At 59.9% G+C, this 19662-nt stretch carries 13 protein-coding genes; 2 read left to right on the forward strand and 11 right to left on the reverse strand.

Going from position 1 to position 19662, the window contains the following annotated elements; all coding sequences use genetic code 11:
• Window positions 1–9: 9 nt before the first annotated feature.
• The 5 genes from ACI0FJ_RS11505 to ACI0FJ_RS11525 all read right to left on the reverse strand — a co-directional run bounded on the left by ACI0FJ_RS11505 (window position 10) and on the right by ACI0FJ_RS11525 (window position 4961).
• Window positions 10–999: an ATP-NAD kinase family protein gene (locus ACI0FJ_RS11505; RefSeq protein WP_424303400.1), complete on the reverse strand. Its 990-nt coding sequence runs from the start codon at window positions 997–999 to the stop codon at window positions 10–12.
• A 69-nt stretch (window positions 1000–1068) separates the two neighbouring features.
• A complete protein-coding gene (locus ACI0FJ_RS11510; protein ID WP_424303402.1) occupies window positions 1069–2040 on the reverse strand; it encodes an alpha-ketoacid dehydrogenase subunit beta in 972 nt (323 codons plus the stop codon).
• Between the two features lie 77 nt (window positions 2041–2117).
• Window positions 2118–3077, reverse strand: coding sequence for a thiamine pyrophosphate-dependent dehydrogenase E1 component subunit alpha (locus tag ACI0FJ_RS11515; protein ID WP_424303405.1), 960 nt, complete (start codon window positions 3075–3077; stop codon window positions 2118–2120).
• 66 nt (window positions 3078–3143) lie between these two features.
• Entirely contained in the window at window positions 3144–3509 is a 366-nt protein-coding gene (locus ACI0FJ_RS11520; RefSeq protein WP_424303408.1) for a Lin0512 family protein, read from the reverse strand.
• Between the two features lie 18 nt (window positions 3510–3527).
• Entirely contained in the window at window positions 3528–4961 is a 1434-nt protein-coding gene (locus ACI0FJ_RS11525) for a 2-oxo acid dehydrogenase subunit E2 (RefSeq protein ID WP_424303411.1), read from the reverse strand.
• A gap of 355 nt (window positions 4962–5316) precedes the next feature.
• Here ACI0FJ_RS11525 and ACI0FJ_RS11530 point away from each other — a divergent pair, with 355 nt between their 5' ends.
• Entirely contained in the window at window positions 5317–7395 is a 2079-nt protein-coding gene (locus ACI0FJ_RS11530) for a sigma-54-dependent Fis family transcriptional regulator (RefSeq protein WP_424303414.1), read from the forward strand.
• A gap of 225 nt (window positions 7396–7620) precedes the next feature.
• On the opposite strand, the gene ACI0FJ_RS11535 is transcribed toward ACI0FJ_RS11530, so the two are convergent.
• The 5 genes from ACI0FJ_RS11535 to ACI0FJ_RS11555 form a co-directional block, all read right to left on the reverse strand.
• The gene (locus ACI0FJ_RS11535; RefSeq protein WP_424303417.1) at window positions 7621–8199 is read right to left on the reverse strand and encodes a hypothetical protein; all 579 of its coding nucleotides are present in this window, start codon (window positions 8197–8199) and stop codon (window positions 7621–7623) included.
• Window positions 8200–8539: 340 nt separating this feature from the next.
• Window positions 8540–10993, reverse strand: coding sequence for a mechanosensitive ion channel domain-containing protein (locus tag ACI0FJ_RS11540; RefSeq protein WP_424303420.1), 2454 nt, complete (start codon window positions 10991–10993; stop codon window positions 8540–8542).
• Between the two features lie 140 nt (window positions 10994–11133).
• Entirely contained in the window at window positions 11134–12252 is a 1119-nt protein-coding gene (locus ACI0FJ_RS11545; RefSeq protein ID WP_424303423.1) for a magnesium and cobalt transport protein CorA, read from the reverse strand.
• An 18-nt stretch (window positions 12253–12270) separates the two neighbouring features.
• The gene (locus ACI0FJ_RS11550) at window positions 12271–15567 is read right to left on the reverse strand and encodes an efflux RND transporter permease subunit (RefSeq protein ID WP_424303426.1); all 3297 of its coding nucleotides are present in this window, start codon (window positions 15565–15567) and stop codon (window positions 12271–12273) included.
• Entirely contained in the window at window positions 15564–16793 is a 1230-nt protein-coding gene (locus ACI0FJ_RS11555; protein WP_424303429.1) for an efflux RND transporter periplasmic adaptor subunit, read from the reverse strand. The genes ACI0FJ_RS11550 and ACI0FJ_RS11555 overlap by 4 nt, the downstream gene beginning before the upstream one ends.
• 445 nt (window positions 16794–17238) lie before the next feature.
• On the opposite strand from ACI0FJ_RS11555, the gene ACI0FJ_RS11560 reads away from it, so the two are divergent.
• Window positions 17239–18285, forward strand: coding sequence for an HD-GYP domain-containing protein (locus tag ACI0FJ_RS11560; RefSeq protein WP_424303432.1), 1047 nt, complete (start codon window positions 17239–17241; stop codon window positions 18283–18285).
• 189 nt (window positions 18286–18474) lie between these two features.
• Here ACI0FJ_RS11560 and ACI0FJ_RS11565 read toward each other — a convergent pair whose 3' ends face one another.
• On the reverse strand, window positions 18475–19413 hold the full coding sequence (locus ACI0FJ_RS11565; protein ID WP_424303435.1) for an AMIN domain-containing protein: 939 nt from the start codon (window positions 19411–19413) through the stop codon (window positions 18475–18477).
• Between the last annotated feature and the right edge of the window lie 249 nt (window positions 19414–19662).

A 19662-nucleotide genomic window follows, 5' to 3' on the forward strand; every position in this document is an offset into this window, starting at 1 on the left:
TTGAAATCGTTATCTGTGCACGAACAGTCCACTCTCTCGGGCATATTCCATGGTTGCCCGTACGTCCACCACAAGCGGCCCGTCCACGGACAAACGTACTCCGGCCTGCATGTTGCGCTTAACTTCCACCTCGCGTTCGCCGTCCACGGCAATGATGCAGGGGGCAACCGAAACCGGATACACCTTGCCGGGGGGCATTTCCTCCATACAGTCCACCCCCACGCGGGCAAACATGCCCGGACCGATAGGCGCATCCACCATGCATTCACGCCCCTGCCCCAAATTGAGGGCCAGGCCGCGGGGTTCCTCGGGCCGGATGTGGACCAGCTGCCCGCCCACAGAGGAAAGGCCGATGGAATCCGGACGGCAGCGGGTCATAAAGAGTTGGGGCACCAGTTCCATGTCCCAGACGGCGCGCGAGGCAATGAAGACATCGGCATAGACCGCCGCGTCCACCAGGGCGATATCCACGGGCTGGCCGTTGATACAAATTTCCAAAAGGCAGCTTTTGTAGCAGCACTTTTCCGCCGCAACCTGCCCGGACGCCACCAGTCCGGCCGCCAGCCCGGCCACCGTGGCTTCTATCATCTGGGGAAAAACGTTGTTGGTACCTGTGGACAGGGGCAGAATGGGCAGGTTGCGCGTGCCTTTGCAGGCAGCCCGGCTGGTCCCGTCGCCGCCCAGCACGACCATGCAGCCCGCCCCTTTGGCTTCCATTATTTCCGCAGCCTGGATGGTGTCTTCCTGGCTGTTGCGCACGGGCATTTCTATGGCTTCCACCCGCATGTCCGGCGCAATGGAATCCATGGCCCGGCTGACGATACCGTACGCATCGGGCATGTGCAGCACGCGCTCCACTCCGGCTTTTTCCAGCCCCAGGAGCAGGCGACGCACCATGCGCACCTTTTCCTGGTTGTCGAACACGCTGCCATGGGCCACAAGCCGTCGGATGTCCTTGCCTGACGAGGGATTGGCCACTATGGCCGCAGTCTTCAGCACACTTTGCTCCGAGCGGTTGCAGGCGGGAGCCGGCCAGGAGAAAAAGACCGGCATCCCGCCATGAGGGGGTTAACGCAATCCTTTCACTGCCTTGATGATATCGTCTTCCGCGGGGATGTATGCCTGTTCCAACCCCGGCGAAAAGGGAACCGGGCAGAACGGCGCGGCCACACGGGTAACCGGGGCGTCGAGATAGTCGAAGGCCTGCTCTGCAACCTGGGCCGCTATTTCAGCACCGGGTCCGGCAAAGCCCACGGCCTCGTGAGCCACAACCAGGGCATGCGTCTTCTTTACGGAATCCAGAATGGTGTCCATGTCCAGAGGCAGCAGGGTGCGCGGGTCCACGACCTCCACGCTGATGCCGTCCTTTTCCAGCTGCTCGGCGGCAGCCAGGGCAGAGTAGACCATCTTGGATGTTGCCACGATGGTCACGTCCGTGCCTTCGCGCTTGATGTCGGCCTTGCCGATCTCAATGGTGTAATCGCCCTCCGGCACCTCGCCCGACACGCCATACAGGAGTTTGTGCTCCAGGAAGACCACGGGGTTGTCGTCACGGATGCTGGCCAGCAGAAGCCCCTTGGCATCGGCCGGAGACGACGGGATAACGACCTTGAGGCCGGGAACGTGCATGAACCAGGATTCCAGAGACTGGGAATGCTGGGCAGCAGCCCCGATGCCCGCGCCCTGGGGCATGCGCAGCACCATGGGCACCTTGATCTTGCCGCCGAACATGTAGTGCATCTTGGCGGCCTGGTTGAAAAGCTGGTCAAAGGAAACGCCGATGAAGTCCACGAACATCAGTTCGGCCACGGGCCGCAGTCCGCAAGCGGCGGCACCGGCAGCCGCGCCCACGATGACACTTTCCGTGATGGGGGTATCGCGCACCCGCTCCTCTCCGAATTCGCTGAAGAGGCCCTGGGTAACACCGAAGCAGCCGCCAAACTGGCCCACGTCTTCGCCAAAGATCAATACGTTTTCGTCACGCTGCATTTCCAGCCGAAGCGCGTCGTTCAGCGCCTGCAAATAGGTTTTGGTGGCCATTATTTTTCTCCGTTGCTTATGCGTTGCTTGAACTCGGTCATCGAACTCGGCCAATGAATTCAATCAGACGAGCGCCGCTAGGCGTAGACGTCTTCCATCAGGTCCGAGGTTGCAGGCTCGGGGCTGTTCTCGGCAAAGGCCACGGCCTCTTCCAGCTCTTTCTGCACTTCGGCCTTGAGCTTCTCGACATCGGAAGCACTCATGATGTCGTTCTCCACCAGCTTTTCCTCGAACCGGGGAATGGGATCCTTGGCGATCCATTCGTTGAGTTCCTCGTCGCAACGGTAGGTGCAGGCGTCACCTTCAAAGTGGCCGCGCCAGCGATAGGTCTTGCATTCCACAAGCGAGGGGCCTTCGCCCTTGCGGGCACGCTTGACCGCTTCGCCCACGGCTTCGTGCACGGCCAGAACATCGTTGCCGTCCACCACCACGCCGGGCATGTCGTAGGCTGCGGCACGGTCTGCAATATCGGTAACGGCCATGGACTTGCACTGCGGGCAGGAGATGCCGTAGCCGTTGTTCTCATTTACAAAGACCAGGGGCAGTTTCCAGGCACTGGCCCAGTTCAGGGCTTCCTGGGTGGTTCCCTGGTTGGACGCGCCGTCGCCGAAAAAGCAGATGGTGACGTCGTCGGTCTTCTTGTACTTGGCAGCCATGGCAGCGCCCACGGCCAGGGGACCGCCGCCGCCCACAATGCCGTTGGCGCCCAAAATGCCCAGGTCTCTGTCGGCAATGTGCATGGAACCGCCCTTGCCCTTGCAATAGCCGTCCGTGCGCCCGAAAATCTCGGCCATCATCAGGTTCAGGTTACCGCCCTTGGCAATGAGGTGTCCGTGGCCCCGGTGGGTGCTGGTAATGGTGTCCTTGTCCGTAAGGCAGGCGCAGGCCCCGGTGGCCACGGCTTCCTCACCAAGGTAGAGGTGAACGAATCCGGGAATATTCCCGGCCGCGAAAAACTCCTGGAGCTTGGTCTCGAACAGCCGAATCCTGTTCATCGTCCGAAACATGTCCACCATCATCTTCTTGCTCGGTTTCATGAAAATTCCTCCAATTATGGGCCGTTGAAACATTGTCGATCGGACGGAACCCGCCCGAACAGCCGATTATTTTTCGTCGACGTACACGGTCAGGACGGCGCAGGCGCAGACGATATCGCTGCAACCGGGGCCGAAGCACTCCACCTCCAGCCCCTTTGCCCGCATGCCGCCCTGGCACGCCTGCGCAGACACCGTGCCGATGGGCACCGCCCTGACCAACTCGTCACAATCCACTTGCAGCGGTTCCGGCACGGCGACCTCGACGTGCACATGCACTCCGGAAAAGCGGTCGCGACCGTGTACCTCCACCAGCCCGCAAAGGCATGTGCGGGACATGGCGTCCTTGACGGCCCGCAGGGCCGCCTTGGTCATGTCCTCTCCGTGCAGGTCCGCGCCGTAGCCCAGTTCAATGGCATAGCGTCTACGTTCCATGGGCGCTCCGTGTACTGCCTAGGCCAGCATCAGGCCCGGGTCTTCAAGGTAATCCGCCAGGGTGCGCAGGAAGGTCATGGCAGGCGCACCGTCCGCGACTCTGTGGTCAAAGGTCAGGGAAAGGGTCATCATCTGGCGTATGCATATTTCGCCGTCATGCACGGCCGGTTTTTCAACCACCCGGCCAACGCCGAGAATGCCGGTTTCCGGCGGGTTGAGGATGGGGGTGAAGCCGTCCACACCCAGCATGCTCACGTTGGAAATGGTGAACGTGCCGCCGCTTATCTCGTCCATGTTCAGGCCGCCCTTGCGTGCCCGGCCTGCAACGTCGCGCACGGCCACGGCCATCTGTTCCAGACTCAGCTTTTCCGCACCCTTCACGTTGGGCACGATAAGCCCGCCGTCCAGGGAGACGGCCACGCCCAGGTTGACCTGCTCGTGCAGCTGGATGGTATCGTCCACCAGGGTGGAATTCAGAAGCGGGTGCCTGCCCAGAGCGCGGCACACGGCATACGAGATGATATCGTTGTAGGAGAGACGGTAGTCGGGATTACGGCTGTTGCGCGCCAGAAGCTTTTTGCGCAGGGCCACCATTTCCGTGGCGTCTATTTCCACAAACACGGTCAACTGGGCCGCGTTGTGCAGGCTGGCCATCATGTTGTCGGCAATAAGCTTGCGGATACCATCCATGGGAATGGTGCTGCCTGCCGCAGGACCGGCGGGTGCCGCTGGCTTGGCGGCTGGCTGGGAAGAAGGAGCCGGGCTTGCCGGTTGGGCAGAGGTTTTGGGTGCACAAGCCTGAGGCTTGGCCGCGGAAGTTGCCGCGTAGTTGGGGTTCATGGCCCGGAGAATATCGGCCTTGGTGATCTTTCCGTCTTCGCCGGTTCCCTGCACGTCGGCCAGGTCCACGCCCTTTTTGCGGGCAAAATCAATGGCCGATTGCGTGGCGTTGACAGCCGGACCGCTGTCGGCCGCTGCCTGGACATCTTTTTCCGTGATGCGGCCCTTGGGCCCGGTTCCGGCCACCGTGGCCAGGTCCACGCCCAGTTCCCGGGCCAGCTTGCGGGCTGCCGGGGAAGCCGGAGCATTGGGATTGACCTTGGCGGCGGCTTTGGCGTCTGAGTTGGCACCGGGTTTGGCCGCAGACGCAGCGGAAGCCTGGGGAGCAGACGCCTCGGAAGCGGCTCCGCCTTCAAAGCGTTCCGGCGTTTCACCAGGCTCGGCAATGACGGCCACAACGGTTTTCACGGGGACGGTGTCGCCCTCCGGAACCACAATCTGGAAAAGAACACCCGTGGCAGGCGATTCCACGGCATTGGTTATCTTGTCGGTTTCCACCTCAAACAGGGCTTCTCCCGCTTGCACGTTGTCGCCTTCGTTTTTGAGCCAGCGGGTGAGTTTGCCTTCCTTCATGGTCAGGCCCCATTTGGGCATTGTCGCGTGATGTGCCACCGTCCAGACCTCCTTTGTGTAGGGGTGAGCGACAACAAAACTGCAACCCATATGCCACCACAATAACCAACTGTTTTTATTGAGTTTACACAAGGGAAGGACTTTTGGGGCGGGGTTGCTTGTTCGGTAAGCGAACAAGAGCCCCTGCGGCGCGCTCTGGGCAATAGGCCGCTGGCCCTTGCCGGGCCTTGGTTTCCGCCAAAACCGGCAGGCCGCGCGCCCCTGGCGACCTGCTCCAAAATCGAACACTTGACGAAACCGTGTACTCTGCGCGTAAAGTCAAAAAATGCTTTTATAAGATTCGCTAGGCAAAACTTCGGCGGGATGTCTCCGCCTCCATCAAAGGGAGGAGAACATGTACACGCTGGTCTGGGACAAGCAGAAATACGATATTCAACAGGAACCGCTTCCCCCCGCACGTCGGGACAGCCACAGGGATGTCGCTTCCCGCCAGCCCTTTATGCGGGCCAGCCAGGGAAGGGTGAACCGAAACGACTGGGAAGCGTTTATGGAAAAAGGACGGGTGGACAAATCCGACCTGGACTCCACCCTGCTCGATTCGTGGCGTCGTTGCCGCGACATGGGCGTGGACCCCAGCCCGAGAAAATGCTGGGACATCCTGCCCTTTGAGCAGCTCGAACCCTCGGCCAAAAAAATCCGCAGCCTGACACGCGACGTGGAAACAAACGTGTACGAGGCCATCAAGGGCCGCAACCTGCTCATCACCATTACCAACGCCGAAGGCTACGTCGTCCGCACCTGCGGCGATCTTTCCACCCTGCGCCATGCCGATACGCTCAATTTCGGTCCCGGAGCCAACTGGTCCGAATCCAGCGTGGGCACCAACGCCATAGGCACCTGCCTGACCACCGGCCGCCCGGTGCAGGTCTTTGGCCAGGAGCACTACTGCCAGAATCATCACATCTGGAACTGCACGGCCGCCCCCATCTTTGATCCCAACGGCAACACCGTGGGCTGTTTCGACATTTCCGGCCCGGCCACGGCCGACCACTCCCGCAGCATGGGGCTGGTTCTGGACGCTGTTCGCTCCCTGGAAAAGCGTCTTTTCCGCATGCAGGCTGCGGAAATGGGCCATCAATCCTGCTCTCTGCTGTCCACGGTGTTCAATTCCGTGCTCACGGGCATGCTGGCCGTGGACTGCTACGGACGCATCAGCAACTCCAACTCTGCGGCCGCCGCCCTGCTTGGCCTTGCACCGGAAGATCTGGAAGGCCGCGAGGCAGATTTGTTTTTCGAATTCGACGCCTTTTTGGGACGGCGCAAACACGCCACGGCCCAGGGAGAATCCCTTCCCCTGCCCTGCCGCAAGCGTCCGGGCCTGGTTTGCCGTGCAACACCGGCCTTTTCCCTCAACGGTACATGGTTCGGCACCGTGGTCACCCTTATGGAGCCGCAACGAAAACATGTGCAAAACCCAATGCGTCCAGCTCCGGAACAACCGAAAGAAATTCCGACCCGCATGCCCGCCATTCTGGGCAACAGCCCGGCCCTGAACGAAGCCGTGGACACCTCGCTGCGCGCGGCGCGCACTCCGTCCACCGTACTGCTTACCGGAGAGTCCGGCACGGGCAAGGAACTCTTTGCCAGGGGCATCCACAAGGCCAGCCTGCGGGCGGACAAGCCGTTTGTCGCCGTCAACTGCGGCGCGCTGCCCGACGAACTGGTGCAGAGCGAACTCTTTGGCTACGCCTCGGGAGCATTTACCGGCGCGGACAAAAAAGGACGCCCGGGGAAATTCGAGCAGGCCAACGGCGGCACCCTGTTTCTGGATGAAATTTCGGAAATGCCCCTGTCCATGCAGGTCAACCTGCTGCGCGTGCTGGAAGAACGCCAGGTAACGCCGGTGGGCGGGTCACAGGTCATCAACCTGAACATCAAGGTCATTGCCGCCACCAACCGCGACCTGACCAGGGAAGTGGCCGAGGGAAGATTTCGCAAGGATTTGTACTATCGGCTGAACGTGGTGCATGTTCACATTCCCCCGTTGCGGGAACGGGGCGACGATGCTGCCATTCTGGCCGAGTACCAGGCCTACAAGCTGGCAGAGGAATTCGGGCTGGACCTGAACGAAATATCGCATGAGGCGATGGCCCTTCTGCTGGCCCACGACTGGCCCGGCAATGTGCGCGAGCTGTTCAATACAGTGGAGTATGCCCTGAACAACCTGAACGGCCCCAAGCTGCTGCCCGAGCATCTGCCCCCGGCCCTGCAAAAGGCCGAGCCGGACGCACGGCCCGAGAGCACCGTGGAACGGACCGCATCCCTGCGGCTGAAGGACATGGAGGCCGAAGCCATCCGCCGGGCGCTTTCACGCTATCACGGCAATGTCAGCAAGGCGGCCCGTGCCCTGGGCATCGGGCGCAACACACTGTATGCCAAGATGCGGCAGTACGGCATAACGCAGGAATCGTAATTGGCTTGAAAAAAAGGTGGGAACGAACGCCAATTTTTCCGATGTATGGTGCTTTGCAAAGAGCGCGGACGGACGTACCCGCGGGTGGCGTTCGTTAAACTCGGTTCATTTAAAAATGTCGCTGTATACGCGACACGTCACATGGCGGGCTATGCCCACCATGCGCTGCAAAAAGCGGCGTGAGCGCACCTGAAAACCACGTTTTGCGGGTCGCGGTCCTTCACATCAGATGCCGACGTCGATGTTGAAGTACTTCATCAGTTCCATGGCGCGAGGATTGTCTGCCAGTTGCTGATACACGGATTGATGCACCTGTTCCTGGGTGGTGGGATTCTCAAGAAAATTGTGCCAGTACTTGCTGGTGCCGGAAATGCCGGCATCATCCAGCCCCTGCTTCCAGTAGGAATCCACTATCTCCGAGTACTCATCGAACAGGCGCTGATCTTTGGCGTTCATCTTCTGGTATCCGGTCTGACCTTCTTCCCAGCTTATGCCAAGCTCTGCCGTGACCATCGTATTGCCGCCGAACAAATCCACATACCAATCCGGCGCCCTGTAGGCTTCCAGAGGATATTCCTCCTCCGCTTCTTTTGCGGTGGAGGCCGCCTGCGTTTGTTCGGTAACCTTGCTCTTTTCGGAGCTCTTATCGGCAGCCTCTTGGGCACGGCGCATGGCTTCCTGTGAGATGGTTACCTTGTCCTCGCCTTGAGTATAAGTACCCGCAGATTCCGCTTGCTTGGAATCTTGGCGGACATACGGTGTGGAGTAGACACTTTGTCCTGACTGCACAGCGGCTATACTCATTATGCGCCTCCTGAAAATTTTTCCCAACTGTAAATCCGCTGCGTATCCTGCAAGACACACTCCACAATACGCCTATTCGATATTTCACATTTACCAAACCTGGAGTCGACCGTTCCCATCAACGCTCAAATGAATAACAACTGAAGTATTTACAACATGTTGCAACATTATCGGCCGAGACGAAAAAATGCATAAAAAAACGGCCTTTCGTACTCCACTACGAAAGGCCGTTACAATTCGCTGAAAAAACCGTGTCTATTTACGGAAAAATACGCCCAGTCCAGGCCACCCAAACAAGGGATGACGGCAAAAAATTACCTTTTCCCCGGACGCTGCACGCTCAGTCCTTCTTGTCCGGTGCTTTGCCGCTACCGGGAGTCTCTTCGGAAGTCTCCCCGGAAGTCTCCCCGGAAGTCTCTTCCGGTGTATCTTCCGGTGCCTGCCCAGCCGGATCTGCCTGCTCGTCATCCCGTGCCGCTGGCCCGGAAAATGGAGGGGCACCGTCTTTTTCCACATGCAGAGGCACCACGCCCGAACGGAAGTGCAGATCCATCTGGGGAAAGGATATCTCGATGTCGCGCTCCCGAAAGGCCTTGTCCACGGAATGGCGCAGTTCGGAAAGAACGGTCAGCACCACGCCGATATCGTCGATCCACACCCGCAGAATAAAGTCCAGGCTGCTGGCCCCGAAGTTGTCGAAAAGCACGTTGGGGCCGGGCACTTTCAGCACATGGGGATGGGCATCGGCAATCTCTTGCAGGGTCTTTGCCACCAGTTCCGTATCCGACCCGTAGGCCACGCCCACCAGCACGTCCCGCCGCACCACCTCGTTGTTCCGCGTCCAGTTGAGGATGCGGTTGGTGATGAGGTCCGAGTTGGGGATGATGAGCACGGCGTTGTCAAAGGTTTCCACCGTGGTGGACCGGAAGCTGATCTTACGCACCGTGCACCAGACGTCGTCGAACTGCAGCACGTCGCCTTCCTTGATGGAGCGCCCGAACAGCAGAATCAGCCCGCTGGTGAAGTTGTTGACGATATTCTGCAAGCCAAAGCCGATACCGACACTCAAACCACCGGCGATGACGGTAAGGCTGGTGAGGCTGATGCCCAGCAGATAGAGGGAGACGATGATGTACAGCGACCACGCGCCGTATTGGGCCAGCACCTGCAGCGAGGAGATGGAATCACGCTTGGGCCTGCTCCAATCCCGGCCCAATTCGCCCAAAAGATCGCGGAAAATGGCTATCCCGGTCCGCGTGGCATAAAACAGGACAATGACGATGAAGATGCTGGCTACCCGGATGGAAAACCCCTTGAGGTTCATTTCCAGGTCCACCAGCCGCCGCATGATGAAGAATCCGCCCAGATGTTCGGTAAGCCAGAACCCGGCCGCAAAAAACGTCAGGGTCCAGGCCAGAGGCGTGGACACGCCCAGCAGGATGCCCTTGGCAAGCTTTACCGGATACGACTCCGCCGGGGCGCTCAAAATGCTGCGCAACAGCATGCTGGTGGCCGAAGACACCAGAAAGGCGGCAGCCAGCAGAAAGACCAGCGACAGCAGCACCACGGAAAACCTGCCCATGCCGAAAAAGGCCAGCAGGGCCAGCACCACGCCCACACCAGGCAGAAGCCCGGCCATGCAGCGGCCGAACATGTGGTAGTCTTCGAAAATTTTCCGCCGCTTCCGGGAAGACAGAAACGGGACAAGCATGATGCCGCCCCAGCAAAGACAGACCAGGGGGTTGGGCATGGTTGTCCCCATAAAGACCAGCCCTATGGAAAAGAGTACCAGATACGAACACATGGGCGAACGCGCTGGTTCTTCCGTAAAATGACGACGTATGGACCAGGCCGTTCCCACTGCGCCCCAGGCTTGCAATATGCTGCCCAGCAGGCGGATGGGACCGGACAGGTCCGTGTTTCCCCCAATGCTCACCAGCGAAAATCCCACGCCCAGGGAGAGCAGCCCCCACGGGCGCAGACTGCCCCGAAGCGGCTGCAACTTGGCCTGCACAAGCAGCACATTGATGCGGCTGCGCAGCCAGCCACCGGCAAAATAGACCAGGCCGGACAAGAACAGGACCACCACCAGCGCGCCGAAATAGTCCTTGGCCGGGACCTCGGCATACGATTGCAGCTGGTCGCGTCCCATGCTTTGCCAAAAATTCAGATAGCCGGGCAGGGTCTGCCAGAAATTCAGGTCTATGATGAAGTGCGAGCGGGCAAAAAAGAAACGGGTCCAGAGTTCGGGAATCCCGGCTTCCAATTCCTGGCACTTGCCTTCCAGCTTTTCCCGGAATTCCGACACCGCCTTTGTATTGCGCTCTGCGGTCTTTTCCAGCCGGGCCAGGGACCGCTCCACACTTTTTACCCTGCGCACATAGTCCGAAACCAGACGCTGCTCGCCTGGTTCCAGGGTGGACTGGTCCAGGGTTTCAACTTCTTTCAGCGTGGCCTCAAGGCTGTCCCGGAACATGGAAAGCTGGGACTGCAGCTTGCTTATGGGGGTGCTGAAACGCTTTACCCGGTCCAGCAGACGGCGCAACCGGTCGTATATTTCGCGCGCCTCCAGCGGACTGTAGCGTTCCATGCCGCGTTCCAGAACAATGGTGCTGTATTCGGCCTTGGCCTTGTCCAGATCGTCATCCAATGCGGAAGATTCGTCGCGTACCAGTTTGGACAGGTGGCCGGTTTCCCCCTCCAGACGGGTGAATTTTCTGATGCGTTCGGCAATCAGTTCCTTGAAGTTGGCGATATCCCCCAGGTCGCCGTTTTGTGCCAGGGCAGACGGCACACTGCCAGCTGCCCCCCATATGGCCGGCCCTCCGGGAAGCCCAAGGAGCCCGGGAATTCCCAGAAGGACAAAGAAAAGGACCGCAAGGCCGCAAAACCGTGCGGCGGAAAAAAAATGTATTTTTCGCAACTGCATTCTGTTCACAACCACTTTCGTTTTCTGAAGTACACAACCATTCCTCCGGCCACACAAAGCATCACGGCCCACAGGGCCCAGTATCCGTACTTCCATTCCAGCTCGGGAATATGCCGGAAGTTGGTACCATACACCCCTGCCAGAAAGGTCAGGGGAATGAAAATAACGGAAAACACGGTCAAAAACCGCATGATGTCGGAAAGCTTGTTGGCAACCGCCGAGTTGTAGACGTTGAGCTGGCCCGCCAGGATTTCCTTGTACGCGTCCAGGGCTTCGCCCGTCTGCTCGGCCAGGTCACGCAGATCCCGCAGGTAGGGGAGCGTCTCCTCCCGTATCAGTTCGCTTTCCAGCCGCGGGAATTTGAGCGCCATTTCGCGGGCAGGCCGCACGGCCTTGGCCACAAAGGCCAACTCCCGCTTGAGCAGGGCAATGGTCCCCAGCGCGTCCGGGCCGGGATCGTCCAGCAGCAGGTCGTCCTGCGCCTCGATGTCGTCGCCCAGCCGTTCCAATAATCGCGCATAGTTCTCATAGACGCAATCCATCAGGGCATAGGTCAGGTAATCGGCACCGCGCTGCCGGATACGGGCACGCGGCGCGCGCATTCTGCCGCGTACCGGGTCAAACACATCCCCACCCCGCTCCTGAAAGGTCAGCAGAACCCCCTGGCCCAACACCAGACTCAGCTGCTCGGCATGCACGGCCGGGAAACCGCCTGCGGCCCCCTCGTTCGTGGTGTTATCGCCGCCTTGCCCATCGCCGTCTTGCCCATCAAGAAACAGCATCTTCAGGCAGATGTGGACGATGTCCCCGTGCTCCTCGATCTTGGGCCGGTCCGCCGTATTGAGCACATCCTCCATCACCAGCGCAGGCAGGTCGAAGATATCCCGCACCCGCTCCATCAGCGCGGTATCGTGCAGCCCGTCGATATTGATCCAGGTGGTCGAGTCCGCATTGTCCCGGAAGGCGGGCAGCTCCTCCACCTCAACCTGCATTTCGGTGAGATTGTCCGGGGTGAAGTCCATGACCCGTATCCGGGGCCTGTCCATTTTTCGCTCACCCACAAAGACCAGGCTGCCCGGTGGCAACCCGGCCTTATCCTCGGTATTTCTGATGAATCTGGCCATATGCAGCCTCCCAAATCCTCAAGCGGCTTCCGGGCTTTCACCGCCCGCATTGCCCCCTTGTACCGGTTTGTTCCTGTACACCGCGTAATAGGCCACGGGAATGACCACCAGAGTGAACAGGGTGGAGGCGAACAGCCCGAAGATGAGTGCCCAGGCCAGACCGGAGAAGATGGGGTCCAGAGTGATGGGCCACGCCCCCAGGGCGGTTGTCAGGGCCGTGAGCACGATGGGCCGCAGGCGGATGGCTCCGCTTTGCAGCACGGCCTCGCGCAGGCCAAGTCCCTGCTTTTGCGCATCCTGGATAAACTCGATGAGCACCACGGAATTTCGGATGACGATGCCTCCCAGCGCGATCATGCCGATCATGCTGGTGGCCGTAAAAAAGACCGGATCGCCAAAACCGCCCACCACGTCACCGGCCACCATGTTCAGCAGCCAGAAGCCGGGCAGAATGCCCAGCAGGGTCAGCGGAATGGCCGACATGATGAGCACGGGCATGAAGAACGAATTGGTCTGCAGCACCAGAAGCACATAGATGCCAAGCAGAGCCACGCCAAAGGCGATACCCAGGTCGCGGAACACGTCCACGGTGATCTTCCATTCGCCCTCGCCCGCCCAGTCCACACTCAGGCCGTCGGGCAGGGGGTCCTTGGCAAGCCTGCTGCCCAGGTCGATGACGGCTTCGGCAGGCGGAATCCCCGCGGTTTCGGCAAAGGCATAGGCCACCCGGCGCAGGTTTTTGTGGTAGATGGGCTGGTCTTCGGGAACCCGTACCACGCTGCCCAGCTCGGCCAGGGGCACCAACTCGCCTCCGTCGCTTTGTGCGCTGCGCACCTGGGTTTCGGCCAGCCCAAGGTAGCTGGACCGTCTGCTCTCGGGCAGAATAAGGCGAATGTCCAAGGGCTGGCGTTCGTGCGGTTCGTGCACTGTGGCCGGAACCTCGCCGCCCAGGGCCAAAGCCAGGGTATCGGCCGCGTCACGTGCGGAGACGCCGTGCAGGGCCGCCTTTTCCTTGTCCAGCACAAAATCCATGCGTGGCCGCGAGGCCTCGGCAGAGGTATCCACGTCCACCACGCCCGGCTCCACGCGCATCAGGTCGGCCACCTTTTCCGCGCCGCTGACAAGGCTGGCGTACGGTTTGTCCGAGGGGCCGTAGATTTCCGCGGTAAGGGTGGAGATGACCGGCGGTCCCGGCGGCACTTCCACCAGCTTGATGCGGGCCTTGTGCCGGGCTGCGATGTTTTGCAGGTCGGTGCGCAGCCGCAGCAAAATGGCGTGGCTCTGCATGTCGCGCTCGGACTTGTCCAGCAGGTTCACGCGGATGTCGGCCACGTTGGACCCTTCGCGCATGTAGTAGTGGCGCACCATGCCGTTGAAATCCATGGGCGAGGCAATGCCGCTGTAGGTGGTTACGTTGACCACCTCGGGCACGCTCTGCAAATACTCTTCAAAGTCGCGCACCACACGGTCCGTGGCTTCCAGGGTCGTGCCCTCGTCCATGTCGATGACAATCTGGAACTCGTTCTTGTTGTCGAACGGCAGCATCTTGAGCGGCACCATGCGCAATGCGGCCAGGGAGAGCGACCCGACAAGCAGCAGAACAATGCCGCCCAACAAGGCCCAGCGCAATCCCCGGCGCTCAAGAAAGGGCGCAACAACGGCTTCGTACACACGCCGGATGCGCGCATGGGATTTGGTTTCGGTCGGTTCCCCAGTATCGGAACCGTCGCCCGCCCCGCCGTCTTTCCTGCCCAATCTCTTGAGCAGGTTGTAGGCCATCCAGGGCACGATGGTCAGGGCGCATACCGTGGAAAAAGTAACGGTAAGCGGCACGTTGGCGGCCATGGGCGCCATGTACGGGCCCATCATGCCGGAGATGAAGAACAGGGGCAGAAACGATACAATAATCGCCAGAGTGGACATGATGACCGGCGGCAGCACCTCGTCCACGGCCGTCAGGGTGGCGGCGCGCGGTCCCTGCTTGCGCATCAGGATGTGCCGCTGGATGTTGTCCACATTGGTTATGGGGTCGTCCACCACCAGCCCGAGGGAAAGAATAAGGGCGAACAGCGTGACCCGGTTGATGGTGTAGCCCAGCAGGTAGTTGACCCCAAGGGCCAGGGCAAAGCTGACCGGCACGGCCAGAGCCACGATGAACGCCTCGCGCCAGCCCAGGGTGAAGGCCAGCAGCGCCACCACCGTGATGATGGCAAAGCCGAGCGAGGAAAGCAGGTTGTTGACCTTGTCCTGCGCGGTCTGTCCGTAGTTGCGGGTAACGGTCAGTTCCACCCCGTCGGGCAGCACGTCGTGCTGCAGGGCGCGGGCCTCGGCAATGACGTCCGCAGCCACCTTGACGGCGTTGGTCCCTTTTTTCTTGGACAGGGCCAAGGTGACAGCGGGCTGTTCCCCCTGGCCGGGAAAACGAATGCGCGTGTAGCTTTTCGGTTCCTGCGGCCCATCACGCACCTCGGCCACGTCGCGCAGGTACACGGGGCGTCCGTCAAACACCCCCACAACCAGATCGCCCACTTCGGAAGCGGACAGGAAAAACGAGTTGGCCGTTACCGACAGTTCCCGGTTGGCCCTGGAAAATTTACCCGCACTGCGCGAGACATCCGCACCGGCCAGGGCGCGGCTCACTTCCAGAGGCGACACATTGAAGCCACGCAACCGCTGGGGCTCCAGCTCCACGCGCACTTCGCGCCCCCGCCCGCCTGCCAGAGAAACGCGGGAGACGTCGGGAATGCTCGCCAACCGGTGGAACATCTCCTCGGCCATACGGCGCAGGGCAAAGTCGTCGTACACCTTGGAGTGCAGGGCCATGGTCACGATGGGCACATCGTCTATTTCCACGGGCTTGACCACCCAGCCGGAAACCACGGCAGGAGCCAGGTCCACATTGCGCATGATGGTATTGTGCAGTTTGACCAGCGAATCCTCTCGGTTTTCGCCCACATAAAACCGCACCGTGACCATGCAGTGATCCCGGTAGGACGTGGAATAGACGTACTCCACCCCGTCGAGCTGCCAGAGCAGCCGCTCCAGGGGCGTGGCCACAAGCTTTTCCACTTCTTCGGCGGAAGCGCCGGGCACGTTGACCATGACGTCGGCCATGGGCACCACGATCTGTGGCTCTTCCTCGCGCGGGGTCAGCATGATGGCCCCGGCTCCTACGGCCAGGGCAAAGGCCATGAAAAGTATGGACAGCCGGGCCTGCAAAAATGCCCGGACAATGGACGCGATCACTCCGGTTGGGGCACTCGGGCCCCCCTTTCCACCAGACGGGGAACCTGCGGGATATTCAGAGCCGCTCATTGCACCTGCTCCGATTTTTTAGATTCCCCAGGGGTTCCGGACGCTTGGGCAGCCTGCGAGACATCAGTTTGTGGGGCCACTCCCTGAAGCTGTAGGGTTTCGCCGCCTTCCAGCCCGGATAAAATTTCCACCAGCTCGCCGTTTTTGCCATGCACGCCACCGGTCCGCACATAGACGGTCCGCCAGCCCTCGGGTGTTTTCAGACGCACGCTTTCCAGCTGTCCCACCCGGCGCACGGCGGATTTCGGCACCAGCACGGCCTCGTAGGTACGCACGGGAATGCGCAGCCGCGCGAACATGCCCTGATACAATCCCTGCACAGAGGGCAACCCCACCCGCACCAGAAACGTCCTGGTGCGCGCATCGGCCAAGGGCACGACTTCTTCCACCTGCCCTTCCATAACCGCGCCGATGGCACTTATTTTAACTTCCATGCGGGAACCGAGCGGCGCCTTGGCAATAAGGCCTTCGCGCACCATGGCCTCCACCCACATGCCCTTGCCGGTCTGCAAAAGCAGGAGCGAGCGGCCCGGAACCGCCAGATCGCCGGGGTCGGCCATGCGGCGGATGATCTCCCCGCTGTCCGGCGCGCTGATGGTGGCGTAGCCGAGATTGATACGCGCTTCTTCCAGCACCTTTTCCGCCTGGCTCACCTGGGCCGTGGCCCCTGTGCGTCCGTCTTCGGCCTGGCGCAGGGCGGATACGGCCTGCACGGCATTGCGCCGGGCAAGGTCCAGATCTTCCGAGGCAATGACGCCCTGCTTATGCAGTTTTTCCATGCGCCCGAACGTGGTCCGGGCCTTGTCGTCGGCCGCCTTTGCCGCGGCAATGGCTTCCACGGCCTGCTTCCTTGCGGAACGCGCGCTGTTCAGCCCCTGCTGGGCCCGTTCCAGCCGGGCCTGCAATTCCCGCGCGTCCAGGCGTATCAGGGTATCGCCCTGGTTCACCTTCACGCCGGGCCGCACCTCGACCTTGAGTATCTTGGCGGTAACCTGAGATTCTATGCGGATTTCCGTACGCGGACGAACGGTTCCCACGGCTTCGTAAACCTCGCACACCTCCTGGCGCACGGCCCGTGCGGTCCCATCCGCATTCAGGGTGGCATTTCCCATGGAATCCCCAGGGCAGTTCTCGGCCATGGCTGCAAAGCCGAAACCGGGCAAACACAACAGCAATCCGAAAACCATGGAAGCCAAAAGAACCCCTGTTGGTCGTATATGGCGCATCCGCATTTCTCCTTGGTAAGAGATGTCTTGTATGGTGTCCGCGCACTGGAAAAAGGAGTTTTCGGGTGCGCTCACGCTGTTTTGGGCGGCGCATGGCGAACTCTGTCCACCATGTGAGGTATCGCGTGTACTCTTTTGTTTTTAATGAAATAAATTTGAAAGACGCGACACCACTAACTCTATATCGCAGGCCAGCCATAAAATAAACGTCTCAGGCTGCTTGTAAAGGAACAATGGCGACGTTGTTTCAACAAGATTAAACCACCCCGCATCTGCAACTCCACGTCAGCCTTGATTTTTTTACGCCAACAGAGCTTGGGGACGCTTATTGGTACACATCCCCAACCATATTCTTTTTTAAAAATAATGGCTTTTTTTACCGGGCAGTCTACCCATGCATAATGGTTCCGAATAAATATCCATATCCTACGCAACGAGATCTAAAATGAACCAACGTGCCGAAATTACATCTGTTTCAGAAGAATATCTTCAGATCAGCCCCAATATTCTCACAAGTTTTCCCCGGTTCAGGCCACCTGTAAGCCTGTATTATTTCAAGCCGGAGACCAACACGATCCGGCTGTACGCCAAGGCCGAGGAGCGGGTATCCACCCCCCGGCAGGAGGAAGTGGCCCAGCTGTGCGAGCAAGGGCTGCTTTTTCTCTCCCGCGACGATTACAAGGTATACGCCCAGCATATCTGCAAAAAGCTCGGCCTCATCCTGGTGGAAACATCGCTGGACGAACGGGACATCGCGGAAATTCTCTATCAGGCCCTGCAAATGCGGCTTACCGAGTTCTTTGACCAGCCCACGGAACCGGTCTGGGAAGAACTTTTAAAAAACATTTCCATTTACAGCGAATACATTTGGATAGACCCGTGCCGCGTGGTCTACCTGGCGAGGAACCTGCACACCGAAGACGATCTGGCCGGGCACTGCGTCAACGTATGCTTTGTGGGAACCGCCCTGTACATTTTTCAGCAACTGCAACAGAACAGCATGGAAAAGACCAACTTCGTCAACGTATCCGGCGCCCTGCTGCTGCACGACCTGGGCATGAGCAAGGTGCCCCCCTACATAACGGGCAAGGCAACGGCCCTACGCAAGCAGGAACAGCAATCCGTGCAACTCCATCCCAGCGTGGGCCAGAACATCATCTCCCGGCTGAACATCAACACGCCGGAAATCATCCATGCCATGCTCGAACACCACGAACGAATGGATGGATCGGGCTACCCCAACCGGATCAAAGGCCTGGAAATATCCCACTTGGGCAGGCTGGCGGCAGTGGCCGACGCCTATTGCGCCATGATCGCCTCACGCCCCTTTCGAGAACCGCTTCCCATGGTGGCGGCGGCCAAAAAACTTTTGGCCGAAAGCAAAAAGTTCGACCCGACCATGCTCAAGGGTATGGTGGAAGTAATGGCCAAGGGACTGCCCGAGTGCGCCCGTAGGCCTGTAGCGAACACGCCGCCATCGGCACGGTTCTGATTTCCGCCAAAGGAAAAGAAACCAGATGGAAAAAGGCCGGAGAGGAAGGGACCGGAGAAAAGGAAAAGACGCGACGGGTGACGGGGCGGCCTGAATGGCGAGGGCATGGGTGGCGGGTCGGTATAAAAGCCGCCGTCTGTCTCCGCCTGAAAATAGACCCTACCTTGAAATGCCTCTGCCCGGTCCGGCTCAGGAATCGAGCCCCGCAGTCTTTTGAGGGGCGAGAACTTCCAGCCCCGCATCCGTGGCCCGGATTTCAGGAACCGGCGTGTCGGCACCGACAAGGTCCAGCACCACCCGGAACGTGCCGGGATGCTTTCCTGCCCGCACCCGGCTGACGCCGGAGGCATCCAGGGCAATCTTGGCCGCGCCCTTGTGATGGAACGAGCCTTTCACGTCGATGACAAGACGCGCCGGACTCTTCAGACGAAAAGAGGAAAAAGAAAGCGGAGCCGTGCTGGTTATCCGCAAAATGGCGGAACCATCGTGCACCGGCACAAGGCTGATGTCCGGAACATTGGAGACGGTGACTACGGATGCCTTGGGCGCAACCGAAGCCTTGGACCCAGGTGCAGCCTTTATGGCTGCGGGTTCGGTTGCAGCGGATTTTTCAGAAACAACAGGCGTTGGTGACTGCGGGGCAGGTGTTATGGCCTGCTCTTCAACTGTTCCGGAAGACACCGACGGCGCAGGAGAAGCCAAGGCGAGCTGCTGGCCCAGAGGGGCGCCCGATTCATTGGATGGTGCAGTGGATGAGACAGTGAATGGTTCTGGGGATTCATTCCCGGAACTCGCCACTTCCACGGAATCGCGCGCGGAAAGGTCGCGTTCTTTCAGTTCCCCGGCCCCCTGGTTCCTATCGGACGCATCAGCTAAAACGCCATCGGAATTGCGCACCTTGTATACGTGCGGATAGTCCGAAGGGGTAAAATGGGGACGCACGTTCACCACAATCCTGCTGGCATCGAGATGCCGGGTCGTGGCCGGACTCTGGCTGAGTCCATCAACCAGGGGAAACCCCGGAAAAATACCCAAAGTGAGAATGCCTACAGCCGCTGCTCCCCCCGTCACAGCCCTGATAAATTTGATCTTTCCGGCCATGCCGTTGCCTCCGTCCTTGCTCTGCATTGCGGCAAAATTCTTCCGCATCCATTGGCTTTATACGGACCTCCGTACCACCCTGGCGGAACGCCCATATCCCCGAAAACCTACCTCAGGGTACGATTTCTGGCAAGGCGGAGCAACCCGCACAGGGCGCGGCTTCCCGGCCCTGCAAGCGATATCCCGCATCATCCGGGAGCTGGGAAGCGAGAAAAAGTGGAAATTAAAATCGTTTTCCCGCAACAGTGAATTTCGCCCCCATCTGCGGGCTGCCTT

Source organism: Desulfovibrio sp. 7SRBS1 (genome assembly GCF_049723905.1).
Classification (GTDB): Bacteria; Desulfobacterota; Desulfovibrionia; order Desulfovibrionales; family Desulfovibrionaceae.